Consider the following 12,405-nt stretch of genomic DNA (forward strand, 5'->3'; position numbering starts at 1 on the left):
TGACGACTGACGCAGGCGTCCAGGGGCGGTGGATTTACAACAGATACAGCGGACGCTCGACCGAGCCGAGGGCGCGGTAGCCGGTTTCGGTCACTACAATGGTTTCACTGACACCCACGGTAAATTCGCCGTAAATACGCAGTGCGGGCGGAATATGAAAGGTCATCCCTGGCTGCAGTTCGGTGGTAATGCCGCTATACAGGCTAAGGATCGCCCCTTCGCCCCAGTCCGGCGCAAAGGAAATACCGATGGAGTAGCCGGTGCGTTTTTTAAAGTTATCGGTGTAGCCCGCGCGATCGATCACTTTCTGACAGGCGAGATGCGGAGCTTCACAGGTGGCACCCGGTCGAATGGCATCCAGCGCCGCCTGTAGGGCTTCCTGGCAGGTTTTTTCCATTTCCAGCGCCACGGCAGGGGGCTTACCCAACCAGGCCGAACGCATCAACGCTGCGTGATAACGGTCATGGGTGGCGGCCATTTCCAGAAAGATTGGATCGCCGTCAACAATGCGGCGGCGACGCCAGGTGCCGTGTGGCACGCCGGTGCGTGGACCACTGGAGACCAGCGGTTCCATGCCCATATATTCGGAACCGGCGGCAATGGCCGCGCCCATCATTGCCGACACCAGGTCGTTCTCGGTAGCACCGGCGGCAATCGCCTGGCGACCGGCCAGCATACCGGCATCGACATAGCGCGCGGCATGGGCCATTTTTTCCAGCTCACTGGCGGATTTCATTGCACGCAGCTGCTCAATCACCCCGGCGGCGTCATAAATGGTACCCAGTTCGCTCTGCAAGGCTTCGTAGACGGCAATCGGCAAAAACCAGCCGCGTTTGTCGATACCAATGCGGCTGTTGCTCCAGCCGCGGGCCTTAAGTACCGCCAGCAGGAAGTTGACCGGATTATCGCCATCGCTATAGATCGCCGCATCGCGAATAAAGGTATTGGAGATAAAGTTAAAGTATTCCAACTGCCGGATAACAAATACCGGATCGCCTTCCACGGGTAATACCAGCGTCTGGAAGGTGTAGTAACCCGGTGTTTGCTGCCCGGTGAGATAGAAGATGTTTTCCGGACTGGTGATCACCATCAGGTCGAGACCGGCCTGGGTAAGCAACTGGCGCGCACGTTCGATACGCTGCTGATATTCGGCCTCGCTAAAGGCGGATTCTGCCCCCGGAACAACCCGGCCAAGATCGGGCAAAGCAGTTTTTTGCATAATTGACTCTCTTGTTAACGGTACTTAGGTCAGTGAAGGAAAGGTTTGGATCAGCTCTGCCCGACTGGCATCGAATTCGATGCCTAATCCCGACGCATCGCGGCTGTGTACCAAGCCCTGGAAGTAGGTGAGACCCGACACCGGGTCATTGCCGAGGCCATCGGCACCATAGAGTTCGGCGTGTGCCGGCTGGCTGGCGTAGGCGACATGCAGTGCCGCCGCGGTGGCCGCCGCACCTTCGTTCATTTGGCCGATCATAAAGGGAATGCCTGCGCTGTTAAGGCGTTGGGCGGCGCGGATGGCCGGGGCGATGCCGCCCATTTTCACCAGCTTGATATGCGCCCAGACTTTGCCTTCCATTGCCAGAATGCGTTCCAGATCGCCTTCTGAGCTCATGCTTTCATCAAGCATCAGCGGGATCGGGCTGCTGTCGGCAAGCTGCGGATAGTAATGGGCATGGCTGTCGGCAATGGGTTGCTCGAGATAGCTCAGCTCAAATTTTTGCAGGGCCAGTAAATTGCTGCGCGCCTGTTCCGGTTGCCACTGGCCGTTGGCATCGGCAGAGAGATGCACCTCGCTGCCAAAGCGACGGCGCAGGGCGCTAAGCCGATCCATATCTTCATGCAGCGAACCGATACCGACGCGCAGTTTCAACTGGTTAAAACCGCGTTCCATATAGTCAGTGGCCTGACTGAGCATGCGTTCCTGTGATGTCCAGAACAGCGTCTGATTGCTGCTGTAACACACCGGCTGCGGGAAGTCCGCGCCAATCAGTCGTGCCACGCTACAGCCGTTTTGATGGGCGATCAGATCATGCAGCGCCATATCAAACAGCATGCGGGTGGGAGCGAGACTGTCGGCCAACTGCTGCTCCAGCGACAGCAACAGCGCGCTGGGCGTCTGTTGCAAATCCAGTGTGCGCAGTGTGCGTATCACATCGCTAAGCACCAGTTCGGCGCTATAACCATTGAGATAGGCAATATTGAGGCGAACCTCCCCCAAGCCGGTGATGGCTTTATCTTCCAGCAGCAGATAGAGCTCTTCCAGCACGGCAATGCTGCCGGAAGACGCGGTATAAAGTTGCAGGTGCGGGTAGCGTAAATCGGCACGATAGAGTGTGGCTTTCACCGCATTATCCCCGCGTCATCATTTTCAGGGCCACATCGCGATAGATATCGCTGGCGGCGATAAACTCATCGACAGGCACAAATTCATCCGGTTTGTGCGCCACGGACAGCGAACCGGGGCCAATCACAATGCCTTTGGTACCCAGACTGCGAAAATGCACCAGGTCACAGCCGCCCTGGAAACCAAAGGGACCCGGCTCCTCAAGACCTTGCGCGCGGCAGGCGGCCAGCCCGGCTTGCACGATGGCTTCGTCAATGGCGGTTTCTGTAGCGCCGCCGGTGGTAGGTTTAAAAGTGACGATCTCACTGCGCACGCCAAATTTTTCCTCGGCCAGCGTTAGCAGATCGCGCAGTTCCTGTTTGACCTGTTCTTCATCTTCACCCGGCACCATGCGGCGATCGAGCAGCAGTTCACAGCTGTCGGGCAGCACGTTATCGGCGTGTCCGCCGGAGATGCGGGTAACGGTCAGGCTGGCGGATCCCACCAGCGGATGACAACGACAGCGCACGCTGTGTTCGTGCTGTTGTTCCACCAGACCCAGTAGCTGTGCGGCGCGGAAAATGGCATTTTCGCCCAACTCCGGAGTGCCTGAGTGAGCGGTCACGCCATGAACTCGCACCAGGGGACGCAAGCTGCCTTTATGCGCCGAGTAGGTGGTGTTGGACGTGGGTTCGCCAATCACCGCAAAGTCGATTTTTGCCGGGGCTTCGCGGACATAAAACTTGGCCCCTTCGCTGGCCACTTCTTCATCGGCGACAAAAATGCCCATCAGCGTACCTGACCAATTTTCTGGTTGGCTGACCAGCATGCGCATGGCTTCGATCATCGCCACCAGCGGGCCTTTGGCATCGCAGGCACCGCGGCCAAACAATTTGCCATCGCGCTCGGTGAGGGTGAAGGGGTCCTGTTGCCAGCCGCTACCGGCGGGGACCACGTCGATATGGGTATTAAAGGCAAAGCAGGGACCGGCACCGTTTTCCAGCCGGGCAATCACATTGGTGCGACCTGACGCGTATTCGCTGAGGGTCAAATCAAAACCGGCTTCCTGCAGCCACTGGCTGATCAACTCGGCGGCTTCACGTTCACGGCCCGGCGGGTTTTCGGTGTTAATCGCCACCAGCGCGGCGAGGTCACGTTTCATTCTGCTGATATCTGGCGATGAAAGGGTCATCGACTGCTCCTGAAGCGCCCTGGTGTGGCGCATAAAAAAGTTAACTCAATGCAAAATCTGATCGAGAAAGCGTTGTGCTCTCTGGCTCACTTCACCCCCAAAAAACTTGTCGCTGGGGGCATTCTCGATAATTTCACCGTTTTCCATAAATACGATGTGATTGGCGGCGCGGCGGGCAAATCCCATTTCATGGGTAACCACGATGCTGGTCATGCCTTCGGCGCTGAGATCGGCCATCACATCGATCACTTCGCGGATCATCTCGGGGTCGAGCGCCGAGGTGGGTTCGTCAAACAGCATCAGTTTCGGCTTCATCGCCAGCGCACGAGCAATGGCGACGCGCTGTTGCTGGCCGCCGGAAAGCTCGTCGGGAAAGCTGTCGGCCTTGTCCGGAATACGCACCTTGCCCAACAGTTCCAGCGCCTGGGCTTCGGCCTGCGCCCGGCTGACGCCAAGCACGGTCATTGGTGCCAGCATGATGTTTTCCGCCGCCGTCAGATGAGAGAACAGCTCATAGTTCTGGAACACCATGCCGATATCCTGGCGCAAGCGGTGCGGCTCGACGCCGGGTTTGGTGATCTCTCCCTGGCGAAAAAAGATGCTGCCGCCTTCAATGGACTCCAGCAGGTTAACGCAGCGCAGCAGGGTGGATTTGCCGGAGCCGGAAGGGCCGATCAGCACCACGGTTTCCCCCTGGGCAACGCTAAGCGTGCAGTTTTTCAATACGTGCTGGCTGCCAAAGTGCTTATCGACACCAATGATTTCCAGCAGCGGTTTATCGCTTTTCATCTGCTTTTCCTTAGTGGGACGAGCTGCTACGCAGCAGGCGTTCGGTTAATGACAGCTTGGGTTTGCGACGTTTTTTCGGATCCAGCGCCCGTTCCAGCCAGGCCTGACCGATCATAAACAGGGTGGTCAGCACCAGGTAATAGATGCCGGCGGCGCAGAGTGCCTCAAAGTAGCGGAAGCTGGCGCTGGCGGTCTGGTTGGCGATTAACAGCAGTTCCTGTACGGCAATCACCGACACCAGCGCACTGGATTTCAGCATGCTGATCATCTGGTTACCCATCGGCGGCAGCACAATACGCGCTGCCTGGGGCAGGACGATTTTGCGCATAATCTGACCCTGGGTCATACCCAGCGCCATACCGGCGGTGCGTTGTCCGCTTCGTACCGCCTGCAGGCCAGAGCGCAAGATCTCCGCCATATAGGCCCCTTCATTAAGCGACAAAGCCATTACCGCGCAGGTAAAGGCGGAAAAGCGCAGACCAAAGCTCGGCAGCACGTTGTAGACAAAGATAATTTGAAACAGCACCGGAGTGCCGCGGAACAGCCACAAATAGAAGAAGGCTAAAACCGGGCCCGCCCGAAAGCGGGACTCCTGAAGTAAAGCCAGTATCAAACCCATCAGAATGCCGAAAAACAGCGAACAGAGGGTGATCAGCAGCGTCATAAGTGCGCCCTGAAAGAACGCCGGTGACAATAGGTATTGCCAGACCAGATCAACAGACATTAATTTTCCTCACTATCAGGGAGCGCGACGTGCAAAAAGCCTTGCCTGGTGTCACTACTAAATTAAAAAAGACCAACATTAAAAAATCGAAACTGAAGCCGGGAACTGCCATTTTTTGATCAGTTGCTGATAGCTGCCGTCAGCGACCATCTCCTTCAGTCCGCTTTCCAACAGGGCTTTCATTTCACTGTCACCTTTGCGCACCGCAAAGCCGATATGCGTGTCGGCTTCGAATTCCGCGCCGGTAGTTTCAAAGGTGTCACCTTTTTCACTGAGCAGTGCCACGGCACCCGGGGTGGAGAGATATTCGGCATCGGCACGTTTTTGCGCCACGGCCACTGCAGAATCGGTGGCTGCCGGGAAGGTCAGCACATTAATTGCCGGTTTTTTGGCTTCCTGGCATTTCTGGTTATCTGCGCGTGCCTGGCTCTCTTCGATACCACCCAGGGTGACGGCGATATTTTTGCCACACAGCGACAGATCGCGGCCGGTGATTTTTTCCGGATTGCCTTTGGCCACCACAACGCGGCTGCCGATTTTCAGATAGGGTACAAAGTCAACCTGCTCGGCGCGGGTAGGGTTGATGTACATCGCCGAGTTGATGATATCCAGACGCTTACCTTGCAGCGCCGGGATCAATCCTTTGAACTCCATCGACATCGGCACCGGTTTTAGCGCCAGCTTTTTCGACAGGGTGGTGATCAGGTCGATATCGAAGCCGGTGAGTTTGCCGTCTTTGGTAAACTCAAAGGGCATAAAGGTGGCGGCGGTGCCGTAAGCCAGTTCACCTTTGGTGATAAGCGTCGGCGCTGCCGCCTGGCTCAACACGGGGATACTCAGGCAAAGGGCAGCCAGAGATACGGTGGCATATCGACGCAAAAAGGTTTTTTTCGGCATGACAGACTCTCTCTTTTGGTGAGCAGGATTGCTCTTTGTGTATCATTAAATACAATTAAGCTCGTGAGTCAAGGCTCTTTTATGGTGCGTTAATGCACGATTTGGGGGATTTATACGCAGGCTTCACCATGAGCGAACATTGTGATATTGTATATTAATCGCAATAAATACTTTAGGTGCCTGCTTTTATGTCCCAAACAGCGACTGCCAGCGGAAGGCGTCTGGCTAACCAAATCCTTGACCTGATACGTGAAGCAAAATTTGAGCCAGGTCATCATCTGCGTGAACAACAATTAGCCGATTTAGCCGGAGTATCACGTACCCCGGTGCGGGCTGCTCTCAAGTTGCTTTGTGAGCTGGGGATCATTGAGGCGCGGCGTAATCAGGGCTTTTTCCTGCTGAAAGCCTACGACGAGCTGCAGCGCATCAGTATCGATGTGCCCACCAGCAGCGATCAGGAACTCTACGAGCAACTGGTCAAAGATCGCATTGCCGGCAAGTTGCCCGACTCGCTTACGCAAATCGAAATTGCCCAGCGCTACGATGCCGATCGCGGCGTGATGTCTCGCACGCTGCTGCGCTTGTCGGAAGATGGGCTGATTGCCCGCAACAAAGGGCACGGCTGGTCATTTTTACCGACGCTGAACAGCGATGTTGCGCTAAGTAACGGCTATGGCTTTCGTCTGATGATTGAGCCGGGAGGCCTGCTTTCTCCGGGATTTCGTGCCGATAAAAGCGCTCTTAAGCGCCTGCGGTTACAGCATATTTACCTGATTACCCACCCCGATATTCTTAACGTCGACAGTCGGCAGATTTTTGAAACCGACGCCACCTTTCACGAAATGCTGGCCGAGTTCAGCGGAAATATTTTTGTCCTCCAGGCCATTGCCCAGCAAAACCGACTGCGTCGTTTGCTGGAGTTTGGCAGCTATACCAACAAACAGCGTGTGCGTGAATGGTGTCAGGAGCACGTCGCCATTATCGACGCCGTGCTGGAAGGCAAGATGGCCGATGCCGCGGAAATGATGCGTCAGCATCTGCAATCGGCGTATCAGATGGTGTTGAACAAAGTCAGTAAATCTAACGACAGAGGTATGTGATGGATTTTGGTATTAAAGGCCGCGTGGCGCTGGTCAGCGGATCAGGCGGCGGTTTGGGCCGTGCCATGGCCATTGCCCTGGCCGCAGAAGGGGCGCAGGTGGCAGTATGTGGCCGCACCGAGGCTGCTTTGCTGGAAACCGTGGCGCTGATCGCCGCGGCAGGAGGCAGTGCCCGTGCTTATGTGCTGGATCTTGCCCAGCCTGAGCGTTTTGACGATGTTTTGACGGCGATCCGTCAGCAACTGGGACCAATCGGTATTCTGGTTAATAACTCCGGCGGGCCGCCACCTTCCAAAGCCAGCGGCGTGCCAGCCGAAACCTGGGCTACGCAGTTTTCCACCATGGTCAGCTCGCTGATCCAACTTACCGACAAAGTGTTGCCGGATATGCGCAGCGCCGGTTGGGGAAGGGTGATCACCAGTACCTCCTCCGGTATTGTTACGCCGATCCCCAATCTCGGCATGTCCAACACCTTGCGTATGGCGCTGGTGGGCTGGTCAAAAACCCTGGCCGGAGAAGTGGCCAGCGAAGGTATTACCGTTAACGTGATCTTGCCTGGGCGTATTGCCACCAAACGTCTGGGTCAGCTTGATAGCGCTCGGGCCGGACGTGAGGGAATTAGCGTGGAACAGGTAGCGCGTAACAGTGCAGCCACCATCCCGCTCGGCCGCTATGGCGAACCCCATGAGTACGGCGCGGTGGCGGCCTTTTTAGCCAGCTGTCAGGCGTCTTACCTGACCGGATCGGTGATCCGCGTTGATGGCGGCATGATCCCGGCAATTTAATCGCTGACTGCCGGACACCCATTGGTGTGCGGCAGCTTTTCTCTCCCCGCCTCACTTCCTGCCTTTTCGCACCGCAGCCATAAGTTTGCATTATGCTGGTGCATACTGACGTTTGATTTCTCTGCCGCCATAGCACATTGCCAAGGCATTTTTCCCCAAGGGTAATCGTTTTTTCTTATTTTATAGGCGATTAGCCGGTCGTACTTTTAAACATTTGTAGATAACTGACTGATTGGCCTGGATCTTGCTGCGTATGGTCACTTGCCAAGGCGAATAAAGTCTTCGCGTAATTATGATCAAGACGTTTTGCGTTAGTCGGGAGTAGCCCCGCGAACCGCTCACCAGGCACGATGGAGACACAGATGAATCTCAGGCGTTTAAAGTACTTCGTGAAAATCGTCGATATCGGCAGTCTTACCCAGGCCGCCGATGTGTTGCATATCGCGCAACCGGCCTTGAGCCAACAGTTGGCGACGCTTGAGGGAGAGTTAAAACAGCAGTTGCTGGTGCGCACCAAGCGCGGCGTAACACCTACCGAAGCGGGCAATATCCTGTATGCCCATGCGCAAACCATTTTACGCCAGTGTGAACAGGCACATAGTGCGGTGAACAGCGCCGGACTGGCGCTTAATGGTCAGGTCTCGGTAGGGATGGCTCCGGGCACCGCTGCGTCGCTGTTGGCATTGCCGCTGTTGCAGGCGGTACGCAGTCAACATCCCGGCATTCTGCTCTATTTAAACGAGAACTTTGGCAGTGAATTGACCGATCAAACGGTTAATGGCCGCATGGATATGGCGGTGCTCTACGGCAACAAGGCGATCCCGGGATTATCCTTTGTGCCGTTAATCAAAGAAGATCTCTATCTGGTTGCCACGCATGCCGTGCCTCATCCGGGAAACTATGTCGAGCTTGCCGATGTCGCCAAACTGAATCTGTTTTTGCCACGCACTCACGATGTGCTGCGTAAGCTGGTGGATGAGGCAATGGCCTTGCGCCGGTTGTCGGCGAAAGTGATTGGTGAAATAGAATCGGCCACCACGCTGACTGCCGCCATTGCCAGCGGCCTGGGGGCGACGATTTTACCCGAGTCTGCGGCACGAGCGATTGTCGGCCCGGCCAATGCCTGGATGTCCTGTATCAGTAGCCCGACCATTCAGGCGCCGCTGTCACTCTGTCTGTCCGATCATCTGCCGCTGTCGCAGCCGGCACAGGCGGTGCAAAAAATTCTGTTGGCATTGGTGGCAGAAAACCGCGAAGAAGTCCGCACCTTGCTGGCGGTGGGTTAAATCCCCGGTGCCTTCCACATCGAGGTGGTCAAGCCGCTATCTACCAGGCCAAGCTGGTCGGCGTAAACTGCCTGCCAGTTGGTTTTTTGCTGCTGATAAAGCTGATGATGCTGCATATTGGGCTGATACTCCCTTTCCCAGCGCACCAGCGCCTCACCGGTATCGGCCAGCGAGCGATAGAGCCCTGCGGCCACTCCTGCGGCAATGGCACAGCCCAGAGCTGTCGCCTCTTTAACCTGCGGGACTTTTACCGGTTTTCCGGTTACGTCACTGAGGATCTGACTCCAGAGTTTGCCCTTGGATCCACCACCGGCAAAGACCAGGCTGGAGGCATTAACGCCGGAAAATCCGGCAATCAATTCAAGGTTGCAGGCCGAAACAATGGCGGCATTTTCCTCCAACGCCCGAAACAACGTCTGTTTGTTGCACTTATCTGGGTCAATAGACAAATTAATAAATGACGGTGCGGCGTGATACCAGTTTTTAAAATGCATGGCATCAGAAAAAATCGGCATAACTCCCCAGGCACCCACCGGCACTCGCGCCGCCATCTCTTCGAGCAGACTGTAGGTATCGACCCCCAGCCGTTGCGCCAGCAGCTTCTCTTCGCTGCAAAAGGCATCGCGAAACCAGCGCATGGTTAAACCGGTAAAAAAGCTGATGCATTCCGCCTGTGCCATCCCGGGGATCACGTGGGGATTAATGCGAATATTCATCTGTGGATCGGTCACCGGATGGGGCAGATTAACCACCTGTTGCCAGAAGGTGCCGCCAAATACCGCCGTCTGTCCGGCGCGGACCAGTCCCAGTCCCAGCGAACCCAGTTGGACATCGCCGCCGCCCATGCCCACCGGTGTTCCGGCTAGCAGGCCACACTGTTCGGCACTGCGGGCGCTGAGAGTGCCCAGCAGACTACCGGTCTCCAGTACCGGTGAAAGAATATCGGCGCGTAACCCGGCCATTTCCAGCAGCTCCGGGTGCCAACGCCGGGTTTGCAGACTGAGCATCCCGGTGGTCCCGGCATTGGAGGGATCGACTGCCAGCTCGCCGGTCAGCATATAAGCCAGCCAGTCACTGATCATGGTCAGCGTTGCTGCCTGGCGATAGATATCGGGACGGTGATGGGCCAGCCACAGCAGTCGGGGCATAGCGCCCAACGCCAGGGTCTGACCGGAATGCTGGTAGGCCTCGCGTTCAAACTCTCCCTGATGGATCTCCTTCAGCTCGCTGACCTCACGGCTGGCGCGAGAATCCACGTTGGCACAGGCCCAGATCGGCTCACCGGATTTATCATATAGCACAATGCCTTCACGCATTGAACAGGCAGCGATGGCGGCGATCGCCGAGGCGGGCAAGTGCGCATTGGCCAGCGCCTGACGGATACATTGGCAGGTCAGCGCCCAGTTTTTTTGCAGGTCAAACTCCATCGACCCCGGAATATCAGTCAATGGATTATGTTGCCATTCCGCCTGACCCACGGCGATTTGCTGGCCTTCGAGGGAGAAAATCACCGCGCGGACACTGCCGGTGCCGGCATCCAGCGCCATAAGGTAGGAAGCATGATGTGATGATGAGCAGGAAGGTTCCATATCCGCATTCTCTCCGCTAGCAACGCGAGTTATCTCGCTGGCCGCCAGGGGAGGATGCGCGATGGCGGGACATCGCCTAATAGTGGACGCTATTTGGCAGCGATAACAAATCATTGCCCGGCAAAGTTTGTTAATTGTGATGCGTCTTGCATTTCCAGCCTGCCAGCGGATAAGCCGATGTTGTTGCGGCAAATCAGCGACTAAACTCTGACAAGATAACCCCGGCTGACCCAATTCACAGGAGCGCATAATGGAAGTCACCATGGTCGAAATTAACGTCAAGGCGGACAAGGTTGAAGAATTTCTGCGGGTGTTCAAATTGAACCATCTTGGTGCAATCGCTGAACCAGGAAATTTGCATTTTGATGTTTTACAGGACGAAAATATCGCGACGCGCTTTTATATCTACGAAGCCTATCGCGATAGTGATGCGGTTATTGCCCATAAAAAGACGCCGCACTATCTGGCCTGCGTCGACGCGTTGGAATCATTAATGTCAGAACCGCGCAAAAAAACCAGCTACAAAGGGGTCTTTCCCGAGTAGGCGGCAGTAGAGTGCGGGAGGTCCATGCATGCGGCGGCGATGGCGTTGCCGCATTTATCGTCTATTAACCTTACCTCCGTATAATTATCGATAAATAATATATTTTACTGATGCGTTATTGGAAGTATTAATAATTAAATGGGTCGGTAAGTTTAAAGTTTATTAATTTTTTGACGGTTATATTTTGGTTAAGGCGTGCGCTGCTATTTTCTACCCTCTGTTAAAAAGGAGGGTTTATGAGAAAATATCAACTCATCGCGGGCCTTTGCGCTGTATTGAGTGTTAATGTGGCGATGGCCAAAAATAATATTTCATTATCTGCTGATAATATTACGATGAATACTTCGCTGGGTTGGTTAGGCGGAGAGTCAAAAGAATATGTTTATGATCCCGAAGACGGTCGCAAAATCAGCCAGCTTGACTGGAAAATAAAAAATACGGCCATTATTAAAGGAGATATCTCCTGGAATGCCCTGGATTGGTTGACGCTCAATGCCCGCGGTTGGACCACGCTCGCCTCTGGCAGCGCAGGAATGGACGACTATGACTGGAGCAATCCCGGTCAATCCCACTGGACGGACTGGTCAACGCACCCGCGAACCCGCCTGAATTATGCCAATGAATTTGATGTCAATATAAAAGGCTGGGTGCTGGCGCATCCTTATTATCGACTGGGTGGGGTGCTGGGTTATCAGCAAACGCGTTTTAGCTGGACGGCACACGGCGGCGATTATCAATATGATAATGGCAATATTGTTGGCTCCTTTCCGGATAACCTCAGCGTAATAGGCTATCAGCAAACTTTCAGCGCGCCTTATATTGGTCTGGTGGGGATGTATCGTTATCGGAATTTTGAATTTAATGCCTTATTAAAATTCAGCGCCTGGGTGCAGGCCAAAGACAATGACGAACATTATCGTCGCAGTCTGACTTTTCGCGAGAATACGTATCGCTCGCGCTATTACTCCGTTACCCTTGATGCCGGGTATTATGTCACGCCTAACGCTAAGGTCTTCACCGAGTTAAGCCTGAGTCAATATACTCAGGGGAAAGGCGGCATACATATGATCAATCAGCAAAGCGGGGAGAGCCAGTATCTCGGCGGTGATGCGGCGGGGATCGCCAATAAAAATTACAGCATTACTGCGGGTCTACAGTATCGGTTTTAAATCA

12 protein-coding genes are annotated in these 12,405 nt (G+C 55.1%); 5 read left to right on the forward strand and 7 right to left on the reverse strand.

Annotation, left to right across the window (positions count from 1 at the left end; all coding sequences use genetic code 11):
* Positions 1-34: 34 nt before the first annotated feature.
* The 6 genes from GW590_RS11675 to GW590_RS11700 form a co-directional block, all read right to left on the reverse strand.
* Complete coding sequence (locus tag GW590_RS11675; protein WP_169403212.1) at positions 35-1,219, reverse strand: M24 family metallopeptidase; 1,185 nt, start codon at positions 1,217-1,219, stop codon at positions 35-37.
* 24 nt (positions 1,220-1,243) lie between these two features.
* The gene (locus GW590_RS11680; protein WP_169403213.1) at positions 1,244-2,347 is read right to left on the reverse strand and encodes a mandelate racemase/muconate lactonizing enzyme family protein; all 1,104 of its coding nucleotides are present in this window, start codon (positions 2,345-2,347) and stop codon (positions 1,244-1,246) included.
* 4 nt (positions 2,348-2,351) lie between these two features.
* Entirely contained in the window at positions 2,352-3,518 is a 1,167-nt protein-coding gene (locus tag GW590_RS11685; RefSeq protein WP_211186730.1) for a M20 family metallopeptidase, read from the reverse strand.
* A 45-nt stretch (positions 3,519-3,563) separates the two neighbouring features.
* Entirely contained in the window at positions 3,564-4,289 is a 726-nt protein-coding gene (locus GW590_RS11690; RefSeq protein ID WP_211186744.1) for an amino acid ABC transporter ATP-binding protein, read from the reverse strand.
* 28 nt (positions 4,290-4,317) lie between these two features.
* Positions 4,318-5,031, reverse strand: a complete 714-nt coding sequence (locus tag GW590_RS11695; protein ID WP_169403215.1) for an amino acid ABC transporter permease — start codon at positions 5,029-5,031, stop codon at positions 4,318-4,320.
* Positions 5,032-5,109: 78 nt separating this feature from the next.
* Complete coding sequence (locus GW590_RS11700; RefSeq protein WP_169403216.1) at positions 5,110-5,928, reverse strand: ABC transporter substrate-binding protein; 819 nt, start codon at positions 5,926-5,928, stop codon at positions 5,110-5,112.
* 188 nt (positions 5,929-6,116) lie between these two features.
* Between GW590_RS11700 and GW590_RS11705 the strand changes: the two genes are divergently transcribed.
* The 3 genes from GW590_RS11705 to nac all read left to right on the forward strand — a co-directional run bounded on the left by GW590_RS11705 (position 6,117) and on the right by nac (position 9,099).
* A complete protein-coding gene (locus GW590_RS11705; RefSeq protein ID WP_169403217.1) occupies positions 6,117-7,028 on the forward strand; it encodes a GntR family transcriptional regulator in 912 nt (303 codons plus the stop codon).
* Entirely contained in the window at positions 7,028-7,813 is a 786-nt protein-coding gene (locus tag GW590_RS11710; protein WP_169403218.1) for an SDR family oxidoreductase, read from the forward strand. Before GW590_RS11705 ends, GW590_RS11710 begins: the two co-directional genes overlap by 1 nt.
* A gap of 362 nt (positions 7,814-8,175) precedes the next feature.
* Positions 8,176-9,099, forward strand: coding sequence for a nitrogen assimilation transcriptional regulator NAC (nac, locus tag GW590_RS11715; RefSeq protein WP_169403219.1), 924 nt, complete (start codon positions 8,176-8,178; stop codon positions 9,097-9,099).
* Here nac and lsrK read toward each other — a convergent pair.
* Complete coding sequence (gene lsrK / locus GW590_RS11720) at positions 9,096-10,688, reverse strand: autoinducer-2 kinase (protein ID WP_169403220.1); 1,593 nt, start codon at positions 10,686-10,688, stop codon at positions 9,096-9,098. The two genes, nac and lsrK, sit on opposite strands and share 4 nt — an antisense overlap.
* 250 nt (positions 10,689-10,938) lie before the next feature.
* On the opposite strand from lsrK, the gene lsrG reads away from it, so the two are divergent.
* Positions 10,939-11,232 carry a (4S)-4-hydroxy-5-phosphonooxypentane-2,3-dione isomerase gene (gene lsrG / locus GW590_RS11725; protein WP_169403221.1) on the forward strand — a complete coding sequence of 98 codons (294 nt, stop codon included), beginning with the start codon at positions 10,939-10,941 and terminating at the stop codon, positions 11,230-11,232.
* A gap of 236 nt (positions 11,233-11,468) precedes the next feature.
* On the forward strand, positions 11,469-12,401 hold the full coding sequence (locus GW590_RS11730; protein WP_169403222.1) for an omptin family outer membrane protease: 933 nt from the start codon (positions 11,469-11,471) through the stop codon (positions 12,399-12,401).
* Positions 12,402-12,405 lie beyond the last annotated feature (4 nt).

It is taken from the genome of Rouxiella aceris, from assembly GCF_012933545.1.
GTDB classification, from domain to species: Bacteria; Pseudomonadota; Gammaproteobacteria; order Enterobacterales; family Enterobacteriaceae; genus Rouxiella; species Rouxiella aceris.